Origin of the sequence: Anoxybacillus pushchinoensis (assembly GCF_900111795.1) — a bacterium.
Taxonomy (GTDB): Bacteria; Bacillota; Bacilli; order Bacillales; family Anoxybacillaceae; genus Anoxybacillus; species Anoxybacillus pushchinoensis.
In genome coordinates, this window is record NZ_FOJQ01000040.1 from 1 (window position 1) to 21,303 (window position 21,303).

The window sequence follows — 21,303 nt, forward strand, 5'->3', positions numbered from 1 at the left end:
CGACGATCGAGTAAATGATCGAGCCCACCTTCATTAAAACGTGCCACATAAAGTGCAACCGATTGACGGCATAGATTAACCATTTTTGCGACATCTTTTCCAAGAAACCCTTCCATGACGAGACGAACGGCAGTCACCCGAACACGAAGGGAAGCATCTTTGATTTTCCGTTCTTGTTTCCGAAGTGTTCGAGGTGTCCAACCGTGATCATTTGTAATTTTAAGACGTTTCATGTCCTTTCCGCTCCTTTTATACGTGGGTATTTAGGAGCAGTATAACCATGAAAAAAGGTGTTCATACAGAAGTCATGGTTTTAAGGTGCATGTATATAGAAAGAGGTAGATACTCGCTTTTTACGTAATTTAAGACATTGCACCCTGTATTAGTGCTAAAATATACTATAGAAAAACAAGAAAGGAGCAGAAGAGGTGAATATTCGAACCAGTTTGAAACGCATTCCGCATGACGATCTGCTTGAGCTTATCATGTGCCTCATCCAATCTAACAAAAAAGCCCAAGAAAAAGCACTTCATTTTTTAGAAAACAAAGGCTATTTGAATGATGAAGAATTAGCACAAAAACATTATAACGAGTACCGTGAAAAATTTGCAGAAGCGATAGATATTATTTCTGAGTTTAATATGTACGGCGGCGGTCCGGAAGACGATGAGGATCGTGCATATGAAAATATGGAACAAGTTCTTTCATTGCTTGAAGAGGGGAAGTTGCCAGATGAGTGTAGGGAAGAAATGATTCACGAATTGATGGAACAATATCTCGAAGGAAATTCAGGATTTGACGATGCTATATGGGACTGGATTGAGAGAATCGCCTGCGAAGAAGCACATTGGCGGCTTGTGTTATCGTACTTGGAGCAGTCAAACAGCAGATACGATCAATCGCTCATGCTAGACATTTATCGGCACAAGCTCGGTGATGAAGAGACGTATGAACAAATGCGGATACAGCAATTAACATACGGAAGCGACTACTTAGATTATGCCCTATTTTTAGAGCAAAAGGGCGAAAAGAAAAAAGCGCTTGAAATCGCTGAGAAGGGATTAAGAGAAGGAGAAGGATTTTTAGGAGCTTTGTATGAGTACGTGTTCGAGCAATATGAGCAAATGGGGGAAAAAGAAAAAGCGCTGCAATTATTAAAACAACAATTTCAACACCGCCCTTCTTATGAACTATATAAAAAAGCGATCGCTTATGCTGCGCCAAGCGTGAAAGAAGCGGTAAGAGAAGAATTGTATGCATTGTTAACTAGACAATCGTTTTATTCTTATGTAAAAGCAGAAATTGACTACAATGAAGGAAACAGCAAAGAACTGCTTCAATACGTCACAAAAACGGCGTCTTTTCCGTTCTATTCCGATCCATCTAAGTATGAGCGTTACTTAAACGAACGTCATCCGTTGGAAATGATCGCATATTATAAACAAAAAGCCGAGCAACTTATTGGACAACGAAAGCGTTCAGCGTATCGCCAGGCCATTGTGTACATCGAAGAAATCCGCCACGTCTATATCGATATTCTCGGACAGCCGGATAAGTGGAAGGCGTACTTCAACAGTGTCATCGCTCCTTACCAACACCGTCTGCCGGCGTTTTTGGATGAGTGGAAGAAGCGGGGCGGGGAGTGAGGCCACTTCCCGTCACACTGAGAGAAATAGAAGGGGTTTTATAGAATTTAAATAGGGAGATGTAAACTTGGCGCAGATGTATATGAGGAAGGGAATTATTGAGGCGGCAAAAAACTATTGGAGAACCAAGTTGAAATTGTTCCATCTACTGATCTTGATTGTTAGCTATGTTTCATAAGGGGGAATCATGGATGCACATATTAGTTGTCGGCGCCGGTGCAGTGGGGGGATATTTTGGCGGTCGGTTGTTGGAAAAAGGGATTGATGTGACATTTCTTGTGCGTAAACGGCGAAAACAACAGTTGCAAGAACGAGGGTTAGTGATTCAAAGCGTTCATGGGAATACCGTGTTAACGCCAAAAACGATCATGGCAGGGGAAAAGGCAGAGGCATTTGATCTTGTTATTTTTTCGAATAAGGCTTATCATTTGCACGAAGCGATTCAAGATGTTAAACCGTATGTCGGTAAGGAGACGCTCATTTTGCCGTTGTTAAATGGCATGGCGCATATGGATCTGCTTTGGAGCGAGTTTGGGAAAGAGAACGTATTAGGCGGTCTCTGTTTTATCGAAACGACATTAGATGAGCAAGGAACGATCGTTCAATCCAGTTCGTCACATGACGTAAAGTTTGGTGAATGGTCAGGGGAAATCACGGAAAGAGTGAAGAAACTCGAACAGTTATTCACGGGTTGCAATGCACATTTTCATTTGAGTGATCAGATTGTCACGGATATGTGGCATAAATATTTGTTTATTGCGACGATGTCGGGAGTAACGACATTATTCCGGGCTCCGATCGGTCCGATTCGCGCTGGGGAATATGGACAAGAAATCATTTTGAGATTGCTGAAAGAAATCGCGGCCGTGATGAGAGCGCACGGGGCGCCGATCGCCGAACAGATTGAGGAGAAGCAGTTGGCGCAAATGAACAAGTTAGCACCAGAGATGAAGTCTTCGATGCAGCGTGACATGGAAAAAGGACAAATGGTGGAAGCAGACCATCTTCAAGGTTATTTATTGAAACTTGCCCAACAGTACCACATTGACACACCGCTGCTAAAAGCGGTTTATCATCATTTGAAACTATATGAACAACAGCGAGGAGCTGACTCAAAACATCGCTTTTGAGCGATGATGAGTCAGCTTCTTTATTATTTTCATTAACAAATTATTCCTTAAAAGCAAATTAATTTTAACCCAAAAGTAACAGTTGATAAAGAACGATTGTAGAGACATTAGAGATTGATGTATCTGATTGGAAAAGAGTAATAGAAGAGCGAGATTTTACGAAGGACGTTGAAGATCGCTTGGTAAATTATATTATTGACCGTAAAAACGGATTTGGTTTTGAAAAGGCTGTACCAATTTTATATACTAAATGAAAAATATCAGCTCTCTAATTGTCCGAGACCGCCAAAAAATAATGCTGGCAGCTGGTATTATCGCTTAGGTGATTTATTAAGTGCAGAAGATATCGTTTATACAGTAAAAGCCTAATAAATTTCTATATTTGGAGCCCCATTCTATAAATGAACATGTTGCAAAACGCATAATCCATACATAAATGTACGCAAAAAAATCCACCATCTTGGAAATTATATACAGCAACCAAAAAACACATTTCCAAGGGGTGGACACTATCATGATTTCCAATTTTATTACTGAACATGCGATAAATAGCGAAATGGATCCTCTTTTACAGGCGTTATTTCAATACATCGATCAACTTTCTTTACCAGAAACACCTTATATGACAGGGCGACCACCGATTTCGAAAAAATCATTATTAAAATGTTTCTTTTTAAAAACCTATTTTTCCATTGACTCTTTACGTCAGTTAGTTGATACACTCGATCGATTTGGCTATTTCCGGTGGATTTGCGGCCCGAAGAAGGTTCCCCATCTATCTACGTTTTCACGTGCAGGTAAGTAGTTTCGAGAACAAGGCTTTTCCGTTTTTAACGCCCAACTTCTCAAAGATTTAGGAGTTCGGTATCCAAAAATCGTCATCATCGACAGTACCGTACTCCGAAGCAGTCTCTATGATTTTCGAGTGAGATGGGGAATTTCGACTCGGTATAACTGGTTCAAAGGATATAAGTTGCACCTTTGTACAACTACTAGAGGAATCATCTTATCCCATGTCTTCACGACGGCCAATCGAAATGATGCAGCCGTTGCGCTCAAATTATTTCCGTCTGTGAAGGAATGGGACATTGAGTTTGCCCTTGGAGATGCCGCCTACGACAGTGAAAAAGTCCGTCAAATGGCCAAATAAATCGGAATCTTTTTTGTTTCACCAATTAATCCTCGAAATAGTGATAAACGAAAAGATGCCTATGGTCGAGTGATTCCTCCGTTTTTGAAAACAGAATTCGGAAAGTGGTTGTTTCGTTTTCGCAACTCAATCGAGCAGACATTTAACCGTTTAAAGAATGATGGTTTAAAACAACCACGTTGGTATGGGGTTCATCGCTATTTACTGCATGTACAATTATGCATTCTTATGCACAATTTTGAGTTTTTACTTTAGTTTTGCACCACCATCCAAATGGTAAATGAAATGTTTGGTATGATGCCGCTTTGAAAAACAAAGAGCGAATTTAAACTACTAACTTCTCAAGTTGATCAAATGCTTGGACGATTTTTTCGCGATCAACAGGGATATTCATAAGATGAATAGATTCATGCGGTTGGACGATTTCTTCAGCAATGTACATGAGTTTTTCTTTTTCTGTTGCATCAAGACCGAGTTGTTTTAACGTATAAGGCAGCTTTAAATCGTGATAAAATGGAAGCAAACGATGAATTTCATCCCAATTTTCTTCAAGGGCTAGCTGAACGAGAATCCCGTATGCCACTTTTTCGCCATGCAATAAATGATGGGTTTCGGGTACCTTCGTTAATCCGTTATGAACGGAATGGGCCGCTGCTATTCGTCCATATTGATCCCCAAACCCTCCAACCATGCCGCCTGCCATAATAATCGTTTCAATTACTTTGCGGAATGATAAGGTATCGCGTTTTTCTACTAAGTCGTTTATGGCCGCTCGGCTATGTTCGAGCAGCTCCGTTTTGCAAAGATAGGCCGTTTGATGAGCGATTTTTACGGAAAGAGGAGGGTTGTTTACTTGGCGAATGATACAATCGGCTTCATACCATTTGGCAAGTGTATCCGCAATTCCGGCTCGAAGATAAGCGGCTGGTGAATGTAGCAATATTTTTGTATCAACTAAAACGATTAACGTTGATTTTGGAAAAATATCATAGCGAATAAATGTTCCGTTTTCATCATAAATCACGCTAAGAGGTGTCCAAGCTGCGCAAGTAGAAGCAAGAGTAGGAATTAATACTACATCAAGATGCGTTTGATTGGCAACGGCTTTAGCTAAATCTAGCACTTTTCCGCCACCAATTCCAATGATGACATCAAAATGCACACAAAGGGACGATAACCGTTCAATTTCAGACAATGAACACTCTCCGTTATATCGGAAAAAGGAATAAGTGAATTCGCCGTTTTTAGGGAAGTACGGCTCAGCGGCTTTCCATGACCGTTCTCCGCAAATGACAAAAACATTTTTAAAACCATGTCTTTGCAGCAAAGTTTCGAGATGAGTTAATACTCCGCTTTCACATGCGTAATAATTAGGAGCGCCACGAACTTCGATGATGTCCATCTTTTTATTCCCCCTTTTCGAAAGACTAGAATAGGAGAAAGAGGGTGTCTTATAAGGGTCTGACCTCACGCCTAGTTTGATGTCCTATATATTGTGTTGGGGTCTGGCCCTGGGTTTTTTGGAACACCCTCTTGTTATATGGATTTACTGTTTTCGTTTTAACATCCACTCTGGTTTGCCGAAACCTTTAAATTGCTCATCAATTACTTTTTCAAACTCTTCGGATTCAACGGCTTCTTTAATATCTTTCACAAATTGCTTGTTTAAATCTTTTGTATTTACGACAACACGGTTACGGTATTGATCAGGCATCTTTTCTAATACAAGTGCGTCAAGCAAGTTCATTTTTGCTGCTAATGCAAAATTTCCAGGCACAGCAGCCAAATCAACGCTTTCTACCGCACGAGGTAATTGACCGGCTTCAATTGGCTTAAACTGAAGGTTCTTGACATTTTCTTTTATATCTTTCTCTGAGACCGTTAGCGGGTTTGCCGCTGGGTCGAGCTTAATGAGGCCTGCATCTTGTAAGATTAAGAACGCTCTTGCTGCGTTTGTCGGATCGTTAGGAATCGCAATCTGACTGCCTTCTTTCACTTCGTCCAGCGATTTAAATTTTTTTGAGTAAATGCCCATTGGTGCAGTTGGAACGGCGATCACTTCTGAAAGGTCAAGGTTATTTTCTTTCGCAAAGTTCTCCATATAAATTTTGTGCTGGAATAGATTGGCATCCAAATCACCGTTAGCAAGAGCCAAGTTTGGTTGAATGTAGTCGCTGAATTCTACAACTTTTACTTGATAGCCTTTCTTTTCAAGAATTGGTTTAATCGCTTTATTCACCATGTCGCTGTAAGGACCGGAAGTAGCTCCGATGGTAATTTCTTTTTTCTCTTGCGTATTCGATGTTGTTTTCTCTCCGCTGCAGGCGACAAGAAGCCCGAAGGATAGCAGTAAAACGAGAAAGATTGATCGTTTTTTCATAAAAAAACCCCCTATATATAAATTTTTTATTATCAAAGACCTTATCGCTTATCAACAAGACGAGCAATACGGTCTCCTGCAAACTGAATGATTTGCACAAGACAGATTAAAATGACGATGGTCGTAATCATGACAGTATCATCGTAGCGGTAATAACCAAAGCGAATCGCAAGGTCCCCAATTCCTCCGCCGCCAACAATTCCTGCCATCGCCGAATATCCGACTAAACTGATAGTTGTAATCGTAATTCCGTGCACAATACCGGGACGTGCTTCAGGCAAGAGGACGTCTTTGATGATCATCCAAGGCGTGGCCCCGACAGCAACAGCTGCCTCGATCACCCCTTTGTCAATCTCTCGCAAAGAAGTTTCTACAATTCTAGCAAAAAACGGAATTGCCGCAACGGACAGCGAAACAGAAGCGGCGGTAGGTCCGATTGTTGTCCCTGTAATGAGTTTAGTGAGCGGCAATAGTCCGACAAGCAAAATCACAAAGGGAATCGAACGAATCATATTGACGACAAATCCAAGAATGGATTTAACGGTCGTATTTTCTAAAAATAGACCGCGGTCGGTGACGAATAACAAAATTCCTAAAGGAAGTCCAGCGATAATCGCCACCGAAAGAGAAATAGCAACCATGTAAAGCGTTTCTAAGAACGCTTTATTTAGTTCAGGAATTAAATTGATAAGCGAATCAAGCAGCACTTGCAATGACCTCCAATCCGTTTGTTCTTAGGGAAATATAATCAATCGCTCGCTGAATTTCATCAGGCTCTCCTGTAAGTTCCATAACGAAAATTCCAAGCGGCATGTCTTGAATGTACTCAATTTTTCCGTGTAAAATATTCCCTTTTACTTTGAAGGTTTGGAGCATATCAGAAACAACTGCTTCTTCAGCCATCTCACCTTTGAACTGAATTTTTACAATCGTTCCTGTACGTTTTTTCAGTAAATGATCCGGAAGATCAAATTGCAGAACGCTGTTAATAAACGATTTTGTCAGCTCTTCTTTCGGATTCGTAAAAATATCATACACTGTTCCTAACTCAATCACTTTTCCATCTTGCATCACGGCAATACGGTCACATATGTCCTTGACGACTTCCATTTCATGAGTAATTAACACAATCGTAATTCCAAGTTCGCGGTTAATCTTTTTCAACAAGGCTAGAATCGACTTTGTCGTACTCGGATCAAGCGCTGATGTTGCTTCGTCGCATAAAAGGACAGTCGGCTCGTTTGCGAGTGCACGCGCAATTCCGACTCGTTGTTTTTGACCGCCGCTTAGTTGTGAAGGGTACGCATCGCGTTTATCAGAAAGACCTACCATTTCCAGCAGTTCATTCACTCTTTTCTCAATTTCGTCTTTTGATTTTTTCGCAGCTTTTAAAGCAAATGCGACATTTTCAAATACCGTTTTTGAACTAACAAGGTGGAAATGTTGAAAAATCATTCCGATCTTTAAGCGTGCTTGCCGCAATTCCTTTTTATTTAGCGTGGTTAAATCGACACCATCAATAATGACTTGACCGGATGTTGGGCGTTCTAAAAGATTTAAGCATCGTAAAAGCGTGCTTTTTCCGGCGCCGCTATAGCCGACAATGCCGAAGATTTCACCATTTTTAATTGTTAAAGACACATTGTCTACGCCAATGACTTTATTTTTTTAGTGGAATATACTTTTACCAAATTTTTTACTTCAATCATCGAATCCCTCACTCCTATTTTTTGTTTTGGAGTACATTTCATGATTACTCTTGAAAATGTTGCAATAAAAAATGCCTCTTCCATTCAGAAAGAGGCATCGGGTATCTATGTACACGACTTATCTTTCAGAATGGAAACCATTCTGCAGGATTTGGCACCGTTCCTTTTATAAGGAGGTTGCCGGACGTCATAGGGCCTGTTCCCTCGGTCACTCTTGATAAGCGGTTGACTGTATTCAATTTTTACATAAAATCATAATTCTTAAAAAAATAATTGTCAATATATTTTTTCTATTCGCTCAAAAAGATAACGCTTACATCCTTGGTGTATATAGAAAAAAATTTTTTAACGAGTTTTTCATATAGGCGGGGAAGAATCTTAATAGAGAACGGTCAAACGTGATAGGAAAAAATGATTTAAAATACTTGTATAAGATTAAAAATTCGCGAGGTGATCTTCATGCGAGTTGTTACTGCTTCAGAAATGTACGCGATTGATCGATATACAATTCAGCAAATCGGCATGAGTGAAGAATCGTTGATGGAAAATGCCGGACAAGCTGTCGCTACAGTTTTGCTGGAACGAATTCAACCTGCTCAGCGCGTCGCTGTATTAGCAGGAACAGGAAACAATGGCGGCGACGGGTTTGTTGTTGCGAGGGTGCTAAAGAGTTATGGTTATACCACGGATTTATGGTTAATACCGCCAAAGGAAAAAGTAAAAGGCGCGGCGAAAAAAGCACTTGAAATCTATGAAAATTCGGGATATGAAGTAAAGAATTACATAGGAAATGAGAAGGAATTTATCGAACAATTACGTCATTATGACGTGATCATTGATGCTTTGCTTGGAATTGGCGTAAATGGAGCATTGCGCTCTCCATATAAAGAAATCATTGAAAAAGTGAACGAAGCAAAGGGACTTGTTGTGTATGCCATTGACGTACCAAGCGGAATCCCAGCGGACGGCGGAGCGGTGGAAACAGCGATTCAGGCGGATGTAACGATTACGATTCAGTATCCAAAGCTAAGTGCATACACATTTCCAACAGCTGATTACTATGGTGAATTAATCGTAGTGGATATCGGTATTCCTCCGCTTTCTCTAGAAAAAAATGCCGAGTTTCGCCAACTATGGAGTGAAGCGGCTGTCGTAAGAACGCTGCCGGTAAGAAAGCGTTCGTCCCATAAAGGTACTTATGGAAAAGGGCTTGTAATTGGCGGCTCGCGAAATATGACAGGCGCTGTCATTATGACCGCAAAAGCGGCTTTAAGAAGCGGAGCTGGATTGCTGACAATGGCTGTTCCGGATGATGTTTATCCCGTTGCCGCCACCCATATTCCAGAGGTGATGTATCATCCGTGTTCATCGTTGAACGGCTGCTTCGCCGGGGAAATCGATTTGATCACCTTGGATGTTGACGCGATTGCCGCAGGACCGGGCATGGGGAGAACGATGGGAGCGAAAAGTGTTGTCCAAAAGGTGCTATGCAAAGATGTTCCAGTCGTTCTTGATGCGGATGCGTTATATTTCTGGAAAGATTATGTTTCTATAGTACGTCAACGAACAAAAGCGACGATTTTAACGCCGCATCCTGGAGAAATGGCGCGAATGCTTGGCGTTTCCATTGACGATGTCGAAAGAGACCGTTTTGGCATTGCAAAGCAATTTGCAATGAGCAATGGTGTTTACCTTGTGTTAAAAGGACCTTACACCATTGTCACGACTCCAGATGGAAAGCAATACGTGAATACAAGCGGAAATCCAGCGTTAGCAAAAGGCGGAAGCGGCGATGTACTCACTGGAATCATTCTTGCGTTTATCATGCAGCACGACAACATTCAAGAAGCAATTTGCAATGCCGTGTTCGTGCATGGAAAAGCGGCGGATGCGCTCGTCGAGAAGGAGCATTCGCCAATGGATGTGCTTGCGACAGATGTCATCGAGGCCATTCCGCAAACACTTTTTTCACTTTATAAAAAGGGAGCCTCGTATCAGAAACGAAGATGAAGTATATGAATACGAAAAATAGACCTCTTCCGAGCATTGCCGTTCAAGCGAGGTCTATTTTTCATTTCGATGCTTGCTTTTAGGGCAGTCTTATTTGTCAATGATGTGTTTTTAAGCACTTTTAATGCTTGAAAAATGTAAGTGATCATAGTGGCTGTGTGAGATTAAAATGACATCTACATTCGGCATATCATGAAGCAGAATGCCCGGGTCGCTTAAACGTTTGATCGTTCCTAAACGCTTTGCCCAAATGGGATCCGTTACAATGGTCAGTCCATTTACTTGAATGACAAATGTGGAGTGACCAATCCAAGAAAGAAGAGTGTGTGTACGGTTTGTATGCAGCAATGCCGTTTCGTAATGCTCGACATGCGGAATTTGATAGGACCAATCTTTTTGTTTTCTTTTTCTTTCTCGATACCAGCGGTGAAGATCAACCAATCTCTTTGTTGTTTGAACGGAATCAAGATTTTCGTAGCGTTTTCGAATCATTGCTTTTTACCCTTCTTTCCTTGCAGATGTTCAGTCATGTTCAAAATAGCAAATATTTTCTTTGTTTTGCAATAAATAGTGCTTTTTAAAACTGTTATAACATAAAATTACTTCTGTTATATAATTGTAAAAGTATCTTAATCTGTTATAATACAAGAGGTTTTAAAAATTTTTCTTATGTGTACTATAAATAATTCGCAAATGTTTGATTTTTGTCACATCTTTTTTTTGTGTTTTTTTATAAAATTTATAAATAATATAAGCCTATCGATTGATTTTTAGGTTTCATAGGGGGGATAACATGTCGATTTTGCCAAAAAAGAATCAATTAGGTTTTTTTGAAATACGTCTCGAATCCATTGGAGGACTTGGAGCAAACCTAGCAGGGAAAATGCTCGCGGAAGCAGGTGTGTTGGGGCTTGGGTTAAATGGTTCAAATTTTTCCACATATGGTTCAGAGAAAAAAGGCTCTCCAGTGAAAAGTTATATTCGCTTTTGCGATCCAGATACAGAAATTCGGGCGCATAGTCCGATCGAAGAACCTCATGTCATCGGGGTATTTCATGAAGCGCTTTATAAAATGGTGGATGTCGTTAGCGGTTTAGCACCCGATGGAATTGTATTGGTCAACTCTGTAAGAGATTTTGATGACATTCGGCGCGATTTACAACTAGATTACGGAACTCTTGCGGTTGTCGATGCCCTTGGAATTGCGGTTGAAGAAAAAACAAAAGTCAATACAGCGATGCTTGGAGCGTTATTCCGCGTTTGTGACTTTCTTGATCCGGAAGCGATGAAGGAAGTCATTCGCAAAACATTTGAAAAAAAATATCCGCATCTCGTCGAGGCGAACATTCGTACATTTGAAAGAGGCTATCATGAGGTGCGCTTTCAAACGTATGAAGCGCCTGCGAATGCGGAAAGAAAATCGTTTTCTCGTCCTGAACCGCTTTTAGGCTATGAAACACAAGAAATTGGCGGGATTATCACAGCGAACGCCAATAGTATTTTCAAAGATTTAAGCGGATCGCGTCAAGGATTTTTGCCAAAGTGGGAGATGGAAAAGTGCATTCACTGTGCTGCCTGTGATACAGTTTGCCCTGACTTTTGCTTCGTATGGGAAGAAGGAGAAGATAAAAAAGGAAGAAAACAAATGTTTTTAAAAGGAATTGATTATCAATATTGTAAAGGTTGTTTAAAATGTGTTGAAGCGTGTCCAACAGCTGCCTTAACAGAATGTCGTGAGGAAATTGGGTTTGCGGAAAAACATACAGTGAAGCAAAAATTCCCAATGGTATTAGGGGGGAACTATTAATGGCATTATTAGAAGAAAAAGTGACAACGAAAGCAGAACAAGTGACAGCGTTTCAATCCGGAAACGAAATGGCGGCGCTCGCAGCTGCACAAATCAACTATCATATTATGGGTTATTTTCCAATTACTCCTTCAACGGAAATTGCGCAATTGTTAGACCAGATGAAGGCGCGTGGTGAACACGATATTCAACTGATTCCTGCAGACGGGGAACATGGATCAGCGGGAATTTGCTACGGGGCTTCTGTCATGGGGGCGCGTGTTTTTAACGCTACAAGTGCGAACGGTTTAATGTATATGCTTGAACAATTGCCAGTGCAATCAGGAACGCGCTTTCCGATGGTGATGAATTTAGTGACTCGCTCCATTAGCGGCCCTCTTGATATTCGTGGGGATCATTCCGATTTATATTTTTCGCTCAATACAGGATGGGTGATTTTGACCGCTCGTACCCCACAAGCGGTTTACGATCTGAATATTATGGCGTTGAAAATTGCTGAACACGAGGACGTTCGTTTGCCTGTCATTGTTGCGTATGATGGATTTTTTACATCTCACCAAAAACGGAAAGGCCAATATTTTAAAGACCGAAAAGTCGTACAAGCTTTTGTCGGCGAACGTCCAACTCACTTTCCAAACGCAGCGGATCCGAGAAAGCCAATAACGATCGGAGCACATATGAACGGTGATGATTTAATTAACAACCATTATCAACAGTCTGAAGCGCTATATCGAGCAGGAGACGTATTTAAACAAGTCGCACGCGAATACGCGCTTCTATCTGGACGAGAATATCCTGTCCTCGATTTATATCAAATGGACGATGCAGAAGTGGCTCTATTTTTGATTAACTCCGCAGCAGAAACGGCAAAAGATGTTGTCGACAAGCTTCGTGCAAAAGGAATTAAGGCAGGAGTGATTAGTCCAAACATTATTCGTCCGTTTCCAAGCGAAGAAATTCGCAAAGCGTTAAAAAATGTGAAAGCCCTTCTTGTTGGAGAGCGCGCGGATTCCTACGGGGCAAACGGTGCCAACATGACGCATGAAATTAAATCAGCTTTGCAAGAAGATCCAGATAATCGTACGATTGTATTAAGCCGCGTATTTGGACTTGGCGGAAAAGATTTTTACGCTGATGATGCGGAAGCCTTTTTCAATTTAGCCATTGAAGCGATGGAAAAAGGATATGCGGAAAAGCCGTTTGATTACTTCGGACACGTGCCTGGTCGGCCAGAAAATAAATTAAAACAAGCAATTGAGCCGATGCATGGGGACGCCTTTAAGACAGGATTGATTCAAGTGACACAAGACGAAGAAACGAAGAGATTAAAAGTAAAAATTCCACCGCTTCGAGCGTTAACGGCGAAACCGAAACGAATTGCTTCCGGTCACGGCGCATGTCCTGGCTGCGGCATTTTCCCAGGATTAGAGCTCTTTTTCAAAGGAATCGAAGGGGATGTCGTTGTTTTATTCCAGACAGGATGTGCGTATGTTGTAACAACGGCCTACCCATATAGTTCTCATAAGCAAACGATGATCCACAATTTATTCCAAAACGGTCCTGCCACATTATCAGGGTCGGTTGAAGCCTTTTTGGAATTAAAACGCCGTGGGGAAATCGATGTTTCTGATGATGTGACGTTTGTCATGGTCACGGGAGACGGCGGAATGGACATTGGCATGGGTTCTGCGATTGGCACAGCCCTTCGCAATCATAAATTGATTATTTTGGAATATGACAATGAAGGGTATATGAATACAGGATCGCAAATGTCGTATTCGACTCCGATGGGGCATATGACAAGCACAACCGGCGTCGGTAAAACACAAAGAGGAAAAGCATTCCACCATAAAGATACGCCACAAATTATGGCGGCGACAAATATCCCTTATGTATTCACGGGAACAGAAGCATTTCCGCAAGATTTAATTAAAAAAGCAGCAAAAGCGCAATGGTATGCCAAACATGAAGGAACGGTTTACGGAAAGCTCTTGATTACTTGCCCATTAAACTGGAAATCGGAAGAGAGATACGGCGAAAAAATTATGAAAGCAGCGGTTGATTCTTGTTTCTTCCCGCTCTATGAAGTGGAACGAGGAAAAACAACGATTACGTATGATCCAGAGGAAAAAAACAAACGCATCCCATTGAGCGAATGGTTAAAATATATGGGGAAAGCGAAGCATTTGTTGAAAGAAGAAAACCGTGATCTTTTAGAAGAATTCGAACAAGAAGTAGAACGGAGATGGCGCCGCCTTAAAGCCATGCATGAACACCCATATTTGTAAAGCGTGTCGATCAAAACGACACGCTTATTTTTTGAGTAAGTTTTGCAGTTTTTTGAGAAAAGTGTTTCGCCACGCTTCTGATAATGCTGGTTCTTCAATGATTTCTTGCAATGCCTCAACATTCGTTTGTTTTCCATATTTCGCTTTGTTTATATATTGAATCGACAAAGGATTTTTGCTTCGATCTAATAAATGTAATTCATCTCCACGCTGGATCATGCCTTCTTTGATCATGCGCAAGTAAAAACCGGTGTAACCTGTTTGTTGAATTTTCAATGGGAGATCTTTGATTCCGTGCCGCTTCGCTAATTTAAAACAAGGTTGCCTCGGTTGAGACACTTGAACAATCGCTGTACCGATTTGAAACACATCGCCAATGCAAATTTCTTCTTCCGTTCGTCCGAACAGCGTTATATTTTCACCAAAGGCTCCAGGTTCAAAAGGACGTTGATATAAATGTTCCCAAAACAAAAAATGTTCTGAACAATACACGCATACCGCTTGATCAAAACCACCATGATGAACTAAGTCCGCTTGACCATCTCCAACAATATTCGTTTTCGTTAAGAGAAGGGGAGAATCAACAGGAGACTTATAAATGGCGGTTGTCATTTCTGTTCCATCGAGCATCACTGTTTTTGGTTGACCGATATTTAAGGAAACAACTTTGGCGACCGACATAAAGATTGGCTCCTTCCTTTTATAACCTATAAAAAGATTACCATGTTTTCTTTCTCTTCTCAATTTATTATTTTTTAATCTTGACAAAAACGTGAAATTATTCACATTTTTTCTTTTATCAAGCCTTTATTGTGATTATTTTCACAAAAATGTTTTTGAACAGGTGATAGAATCAACTCAAAAGATGATTCAATGTATTTTAACTTGTGAAAAGTTGAGCATGGAGGGAGTACAGATGGAAAAAAGAAAATTAGTTATGGTCGGAAACGGGATGGCAGGTGTACGGACGATTGAAGAAATTTTAAAAATAAATAAAGATTTGTTTGATATTACCATTTTCGGAAAAGAGCCTTATCCAAATTACAACCGCATTCAATTATCGAACGTTTTGCAAGGAGAAGCAACATGGGATGAGATTATAATGAATGGCTGGAACTGGTATAAAGATCATCATATTCAGTTGCATGCAGGAGAGAGTGTAATCAAAATCGATGTCGAGCAAAAACGCGTCTACTCTGATCGTGGACGAGTGGTAGAATACGATGAATTAATTTTAGCGACAGGTTCTTTACCGTTTATTTTGCCGATTCCAGGTGTGGATAAACAAGGTGTGATCGGTTTTCGAGATATTCAAGATTGCAAAACGATGATCGAGGCAGCAAAACATTACAAAAAGGCAGTTGTCATCGGCGCAGGACTTCTTGGATTAGAAGCAGCAAGCGGACTTGTTAAATTAGGCATGCAAGTCGATGTTGTTCATTTGATGAGTCATATCATGGAGAAACAGCTCGATGCGACCGCAGCGCAAATGTTACAAAAAGAACTTGAAGCACAAGGCATCAACTTTTTATTAGAAAAAGAAACGGTAGCCATTTTAGGGGACGAATGCGTGAAAGGACTTCGCTTTAAAGACGGAACGGAAATCGAAGCGGATTTAGTGGTGATGGCTGCAGGAATTGTCCCGAACGTTCGTCTTGCAAAAGAAAGCGGCATTTATGTAAATCGCGGCATTATTGTAAATGATTATTTAGAAACAAATATCCCAAATGTTTATGCGGTTGGTGAATGTACCGAACATCGTGAAATTGTATACGGATTGGTAGCTCCTTTGTATGAACAAGCAAAAGTATTAGCCGAAAACCTTTGCGGGATCAGAGAAAAGCGATATGAAGGTTCCGTTGTCGGCACGCAGCTAAAAGTTTCTGGAGTCGATTTGTTTTCAGCTGGAGAAATTTATGAAAACCAAACAACGAAAGCCATCAAAGTTCATAACGAGTGGAACGGTGTATACAAAAAAGTACTGATTCGCGATCGTCGCATTGTCGGAATTGTGTTATATGGCGACACAAAAGATAGTACAAGGTTGTTTAGAATGATGACGCAAAAACAAGATATTTCCGACATGGCGGAAATTGTATTTCTTCAGGCACCTGGTCAAGAAGCGTCAGGTAATAATGTTGCGGCCATGCCAGATGATGAAGTGATTTGCGGTTGTAATGGGGTGACGAAGGGAACCATTGCCAGCGCCATTCAAACACACAACTTAACGACGGTTGAACAAGTAGGCGCCTGTACAAATGCAGGACGTTCTTGCGGAAGATGCAAGTCGCTCATTGCTCATTTATTAGAGCATACGTTGGGAGATGCATTTTATCAAACCGCGCAAAAAGAAACATTATGCGCATGTACCGACCTTAGCAGTGGTGAGCTAGTGGCGGAAATTCGCGAAAAAGGTTTAACAAGCATTAAAGAAATTATGAATGTGTTAGGTTGGAAAACAGAAGAGGGATGCTCGAAATGCCGTCCGGCTTTAAACTACTTCCTCGGCGTCCTTTATCCTGAGTATGAAGATGATCGCGATTCACGTCTTGTGAATGAAAAAATGCATGCCAACATCCAAAAAGACGGGACATATTCGGTTGTTCCAAGAATGTATGGCGGGGTCACAACAGCTTCCGATTTACGTAAAATTGCGGATGTCGCTGAAAAATATAACGTTCCACTTGTGAAACTAACAGGCGGGCAACGGATCGCTTTATTCGGTATTAAAAAAGAAGATTTACCAAATGTTTGGGCAGATTTAGAAATACCATCTGGATACGCATACGGAAAAACATTAAGAACGGTCAAAACATGTGTGGGAGCTCAATTTTGCCGCTACGGTACACAAGATTCCATGAGTCTCGGAATTGAACTTGAAAAACGATTTGAACGCCTAGACACTCCGAATAAAGTGAAGATGGGGGTTTCTGCATGTCCACGCAACTGTGCGGAAGCCGGAATTAAGGACGTTGGAATTGTCGGTGTAGATGGCGGTTGGGAAATTTATGTCGGTGGTAACGGTGGTACCGATTTGCGAGCAGCTGATTTGTTGTGCAAAGTGAAAACGGAAGAAGAAGTATTTGATATTGTCGGTGCTTACTTACAATATTACCGCGAAACAGCGAAATATTTAGAACGCACGTCTAAATGGATTGAGCGTGTCGGCTTAGATCATGTGAAAGAAGTACTGTGTGATGAAGAAAAGCGAAAAGAACTAAATGAGCGGTTATATCGAACGTTAGCCCGCTATGAAGATCCATGGAAAAAAGCGATTGAAGATGAAACGATTCGCCATCGATACTATACGAAACGTTCCATTGTTGTGAACACGAAGTAAGTTAAGGGAGGAAAAAATAGCATGAACAAAACAGTCACTCGCGTATTGGTTGCTAAATATGATGAACTTCCCGTTCGCGTTGGCCAAGCGATTAAAATAGGAGAACATGAAATAGCTTTGTTTCGTCTATCCAATGGAGATGTTCGGGCGCTTGAAAATAAAAGTCCCCATCCAAAAGGTGGGGTTCTTTCTGAAGGACTAGTTAGTGGAGAATACGTCTTTTGTCCTCTATATGATTGGAAAATATCCTTGATTGATGGAAAAGTGCAAGAACCCGATCAAGGACAGGTGAAAACATATCAAGTAGAAATCGATGGAGATCATGTATATATCGTTTTTTAAAAGGATGATCGAGTGATGAAAATCGGAAAAGTTTATTTAGTGGGCGCGGGTCCTGGAGATGTTCAGCTTATTACAGTTAAAGGTGCAGAGCTCATTCAGCAGGCTGAAGTGATTTTGTATGATCGTCTTGTAAATCCAAAGCTATTGGAGTTGGCCAACCCAAATTGCGAGCTGGTCTATTGCGGAAAATTGCCGAATCGACATACAATGCGCCAGGAAACGATCAACTCGCAATTAGTAGCCAAAGCAAAAGAAGGAAAAATCGTTGTTCGCCTAAAAGGCGGCGACCCTGGCGTTTTTGGAAGAGTAGGAGAAGAGGCGGAAGAACTAGCGAGACATGGGATTCCATTTGAAATCGTTCCAGGAGTGACATCGGGGATCGCCGCTCCTTTGTATGCAGGAATTCCAGTGACCCATCGCCAATACGGAGAGTCATTTGCACTGATCACAGCGCACGATCAATCAAAAGATGGGAAGCCGCTTTTAAACTGGGCCGCTCTTGCGAAAGGAATTGATACCATTGCCTTTTACATGGGGGTTTCCAACCTCCCGTTTATTTGCGAAAATTTAATGAAACATGGAAAATCGCCAAACACCCCTGTTATTCTAATTCAATGGGGAACGATGGGAAGACAAAAGACGCTTGAAGGAACGTTAGCGACGATTGCCAACCAAGCAAAAGCAGTTCAGTTTTCGAATCCTGCCATTACTCTTGTAGGAGAACTTGCATCCATTCGAAAAAAAATCAGTTGGTTTGAGAAAAAGCCATTGTTTGGCCGACAAATTTTATTAGCGCGAACAGATTGCAACGAAAGTGCATTGGCAAAAGAGTTAATGAAGCAAGGAGCGGACGTCATTGAATTTCCGAAATGGAAAACGGTGCAAACGAAAGAGAATGAAGAAATTTTAAATAAGATCGAAACGTATGAAAAAATTTTGTTTACATCAAGCGAGAGCATCGATTATTTTTTCGAAGCTTTATTGAAACACAAAATAGACATTCGGAAAATTCAAGCAGAATTATTTGGTTATTCAGACAAATTGACAAAAAAGCTCAACGAACGCGGATTCATGGCGACAACGTCTAAAAGCCTTCATCGTTTTGCTGACGGTCTGATTGTAGGGGATTCTTCCTTTGAAACACAAGTGGCTGCAAGCGGTGTATGGGTCACTCATGAAAAACAAATGGATGTACAGTTTATCCCTGTGTTTTTCCGAATGTTCGAAGAAGTTCGATTAGATACGGTCGTTTTTCCAAACGCAGCTTCTGTCCTTGCCTTTGCTCACGGACTGAATGAAATGAATAGAAAACTAGAATATATACTGAAACGTTTGCCGATTGTGTGTGTAGGAAATGAAACGAAAGTTCAACTAGAACATTTAGGTTTTTCTTCGAGCAATCTCACTGTACTTTCAACTGAAGATGATTTGCTAGATTATTTGCCACATATGAATAACATGGAATTTGCACAAATGATTTAAAAATCGGGTGTCGCGCCCGATTTTTTGCTTTTTTGAAACTCAAGTGTATTTGATTTTGAAAATAGACATAAAATTCCCTTGGGATTGCTTATAGATTTTATACAAAAAAACAACTATTATAGTAAGTAACAAAAATTGGTACCGTCAAGAATTTTGTGTAATGTAGGATAGATAGGGTATCTCTGAAATGGATTTAGAATAGAGGGGGATATTTCCTCCGTACAAGAGACTGAATATTCAGTCTCTTGTGTGGAAAGGGAGAATCCCCTTATCTCATTTATTTACATTATTTGGTTAATTGTAACGTTCTTCAAACATTCGTTGAAGGGCTTCATGTGCTTCGGCAAATCCTCGCAACTTTCGCCCTACCCATTTCTCATTAAAATCTTGAATGGTCAAATACACGACTTTTTCAGCGGCTTCTAAACTGCTCAAACTGTTCATCGGCTTTAGGCGTTTCCGAATCTCCTTGATCGTTCGTTCGATGGCATTCGTCGTGTAAATCACACTTCGAATACTGCTTGGATAATTCATAAAGGTTGAGGAGGACATCCAACTCATTGGCCCAAGATTGCACTTCTCTTGGGTACTTGCTCGACCATTTCGATTCAAACTGTTGAAACATCTGTAACGCTATCTCCTTATTCGGTGCGCGATAAATCAGTTTGAGATCCTCTGCCACTTCGAATTGATCTTTTTTCCGAACACGATGTAAGGTATTACGTACTTTGTGAACGACACAACGCTGCACATCGGCTTTCGGATAAACCGAGCGAAAAGCTTCCTCCAGCCCCGGAAGACCATCGAATACGCCCAGAAGCACTTCCTTGACGCCTCTTTGGTAGAGGTTTTGAAGAATTTCTTGCCATACATAGGCACTTTCTTGTCCTCCCACAAAGAAATCAAGAATTTCGCGATATCCTTCTTCGCTCACCCCTAACACCACATAAATGACTTCTTTCTCCACGGTTTCGCGACGAAGTTTTACGTATAAACCATCCAAATATAAAACCGAATAACGCTGATGTAGAGGACGATTGTGCCATTTCTCGATGTCTTCCTTCACTACATCGGTAATACGACTGATTGTCGTTGGAGAATAGGCATTTCCTAAAATTCGTTCGATAAACTTGCCAATTTCCCTCGTACTCATGCCACTTTGATACATTTTGATGACGGCTTCCTCGAGCCAACCAGTATGACGTTGGTAAGGGGCAAACAGCTGCGTTTGAAATTCCCCATTTCGATCTCTTGGGACCAAAAGGCCTTCAATCCGTCCATATTGTGTATCTAGATTTCGTTGATAGTAGCCGTTTCTCATATTCGATGTTCCGGCCTGTTCGATTTCGAGGAAATTTTTTATTTCTTCCCGCATGATCAGTTCTAATTTTTCCTTCACAAACTGACGAATGGCATTTTCCAGTTGATTTGCCCAGTCTACATTCGGTATACTTTTAGACATAGGTAGGGTTCTCCTTTCTCTGGAATGTGTTTTTGTCCAAATCAGAGAATACCCTACCTTTTTTCTTTTGGTCTAGTAAAATGCTTTACACAAAATTTTATACATCATCCGAACAGTGCTTGGCACTGTTCGCTAAGATTTTCTTCTATAACCTTTTTTATAAATCTAATTCGTGTTATAATTGTTATAACAGTTATAACAAAGAGGTGAGATAAATGTTAAGCGCAGAACGAAAAGTATTAAAAGTTGGTAATTCACTTGGGGTTACCTTTCCAATGGAGTTTCTAAATAAGCTTGGTATTCATCAAGGAGATGAAATACACATGGAGCTTGAAGGGGATAAAATTGTTATAAAGAAAAGTAAAAAAGTTGATTTGCCAAAAGGAATCTCCCAAGATTTTTTTGAAGTATTAAACGAAACTCTTGAAGAATATGATGAGACCATCAAGGGGCTTATTGATCGATGAGATATCTAACCGTAGAAGAAGTCGTTGCGATTAATTTTTTCATTATTGGAAAATATTCTCCAAATGAGCTGAAAGGGATAAAAGAACCTG

14 protein-coding genes, 4 pseudogenes and 1 riboswitch are annotated in these 21,303 nt (G+C 40.8%); of the genes and pseudogenes, 10 read left to right on the top strand and 8 right to left on the bottom strand.

What is annotated here, in order from left to right:
* A partial coding sequence (locus BM213_RS10625) for a helix-turn-helix domain-containing protein (protein ID WP_091703965.1) occupies positions 1–233 on the bottom strand: 233 nt, incomplete at its 3' end.
* A 195-nt stretch (positions 234–428) separates the two neighbouring features.
* Here BM213_RS10625 and BM213_RS10630 point away from each other — a divergent pair.
* From BM213_RS10630 to BM213_RS15235, 3 genes and pseudogenes are all read left to right on the top strand, one after another.
* Positions 429–1,646, top strand: coding sequence for a tetratricopeptide repeat protein (locus BM213_RS10630; RefSeq protein ID WP_091703931.1), 1,218 nt, complete (start codon positions 429–431; stop codon positions 1,644–1,646).
* A 191-nt stretch (positions 1,647–1,837) separates the two neighbouring features.
* Positions 1,838–2,776 (top strand): 2-dehydropantoate 2-reductase, encoded by a 939-nt coding sequence (gene panE, locus BM213_RS10635; protein WP_091703934.1) that lies wholly within the window; start codon positions 1,838–1,840, stop codon positions 2,774–2,776.
* Positions 2,777–3,290: 514 nt separating this feature from the next.
* Positions 3,291–4,181, top strand: a pseudogene (locus tag BM213_RS15235) (transposase).
* Between the two features lie 70 nt (positions 4,182–4,251).
* Here the strand turns inward: BM213_RS15235 and BM213_RS10645 are convergent.
* The 4 genes and pseudogenes from BM213_RS10645 to BM213_RS10660 all read right to left on the bottom strand — a co-directional run bounded on the left by BM213_RS10645 (position 4,252) and on the right by BM213_RS10660 (position 8,015).
* On the bottom strand, positions 4,252–5,328 hold the full coding sequence (locus BM213_RS10645) for an iron-containing alcohol dehydrogenase family protein (protein ID WP_091703938.1): 1,077 nt from the start codon (positions 5,326–5,328) through the stop codon (positions 4,252–4,254).
* A gap of 144 nt (positions 5,329–5,472) precedes the next feature.
* On the bottom strand, positions 5,473–6,306 hold the full coding sequence (locus BM213_RS10650) for a MetQ/NlpA family ABC transporter substrate-binding protein (RefSeq protein WP_091703941.1): 834 nt from the start codon (positions 6,304–6,306) through the stop codon (positions 5,473–5,475).
* Between the two features lie 41 nt (positions 6,307–6,347).
* Positions 6,348–7,013, bottom strand: a complete 666-nt coding sequence (locus BM213_RS10655; protein ID WP_091703944.1) for a methionine ABC transporter permease — start codon at positions 7,011–7,013, stop codon at positions 6,348–6,350.
* A pseudogene (locus tag BM213_RS10660) lies at positions 7,003–8,015 on the bottom strand (methionine ABC transporter ATP-binding protein). Before BM213_RS10660 ends, BM213_RS10655 begins: the two are co-directional and overlap by 11 nt.
* Before the next feature lie 115 nt (positions 8,016–8,130).
* Positions 8,131–8,239: riboswitch (SAM riboswitch) on the bottom strand.
* Between the two features lie 235 nt (positions 8,240–8,474).
* Between BM213_RS10660 and BM213_RS10665 the strand changes: the two are divergent.
* Positions 8,475–10,025, top strand: a complete 1,551-nt coding sequence (locus tag BM213_RS10665) for an NAD(P)H-hydrate dehydratase (protein ID WP_091703946.1) — start codon at positions 8,475–8,477, stop codon at positions 10,023–10,025.
* A gap of 120 nt (positions 10,026–10,145) precedes the next feature.
* On the opposite strand, the pseudogene BM213_RS10670 reads toward BM213_RS10665, so the two are convergent.
* Positions 10,146–10,514: pseudogene (locus BM213_RS10670) on the bottom strand (MBL fold metallo-hydrolase); the annotation flags it as partial.
* 304 nt (positions 10,515–10,818) lie between these two features.
* On the opposite strand from BM213_RS10670, the gene BM213_RS10675 reads away from it, so the two are divergent.
* Together BM213_RS10675 and BM213_RS10680 are read left to right on the top strand one after the other, a co-directional pair.
* Entirely contained in the window at positions 10,819–11,832 is a 1,014-nt protein-coding gene (locus BM213_RS10675; protein WP_091703948.1) for a 2-oxoacid:acceptor oxidoreductase family protein, read from the top strand.
* A complete protein-coding gene (locus tag BM213_RS10680; RefSeq protein ID WP_091703951.1) occupies positions 11,832–14,120 on the top strand; it encodes a thiamine pyrophosphate-dependent enzyme in 2,289 nt (762 codons plus the stop codon). Before BM213_RS10675 ends, BM213_RS10680 begins: the two co-directional genes overlap by 1 nt.
* A 24-nt stretch (positions 14,121–14,144) precedes the next feature.
* Here BM213_RS10680 and BM213_RS10685 read toward each other — a convergent pair whose 3' ends face one another.
* On the bottom strand, positions 14,145–14,801 hold the full coding sequence (locus BM213_RS10685; RefSeq protein ID WP_091703954.1) for an MOSC domain-containing protein: 657 nt from the start codon (positions 14,799–14,801) through the stop codon (positions 14,145–14,147).
* A 235-nt stretch (positions 14,802–15,036) separates the two neighbouring features.
* On the opposite strand from BM213_RS10685, the gene nirB reads away from it, so the two are divergent.
* The 3 genes from nirB to cobA are packed head-to-tail and all read left to right on the top strand — an operon-like array spanning position 15,037 to position 19,284.
* Positions 15,037–17,460, top strand: coding sequence for a nitrite reductase large subunit NirB (gene nirB, locus BM213_RS10690; RefSeq protein ID WP_091703957.1), 2,424 nt, complete (start codon positions 15,037–15,039; stop codon positions 17,458–17,460).
* Positions 17,461–17,481: 21 nt separating this feature from the next.
* A complete protein-coding gene (gene nirD / locus BM213_RS10695; protein WP_064214573.1) occupies positions 17,482–17,802 on the top strand; it encodes a nitrite reductase small subunit NirD in 321 nt (106 codons plus the stop codon).
* A gap of 15 nt (positions 17,803–17,817) precedes the next feature.
* The gene (gene cobA / locus BM213_RS10700; RefSeq protein WP_091703959.1) at positions 17,818–19,284 is read left to right on the top strand and encodes a uroporphyrinogen-III C-methyltransferase; all 1,467 of its coding nucleotides are present in this window, start codon (positions 17,818–17,820) and stop codon (positions 19,282–19,284) included.
* Between the two features lie 294 nt (positions 19,285–19,578).
* Here cobA and BM213_RS10705 read toward each other — a convergent pair.
* A pseudogene (locus BM213_RS10705) lies at positions 19,579–20,746 on the bottom strand (IS256 family transposase).
* Positions 20,747–20,961: 215 nt separating this feature from the next.
* On the opposite strand from BM213_RS10705, the gene BM213_RS10710 reads away from it, so the two are divergent.
* Positions 20,962–21,213, top strand: a complete 252-nt coding sequence (locus tag BM213_RS10710) for an AbrB/MazE/SpoVT family DNA-binding domain-containing protein (RefSeq protein ID WP_091703962.1) — start codon at positions 20,962–20,964, stop codon at positions 21,211–21,213.
* Positions 21,214–21,303: the final 90 nt, after the last annotated feature.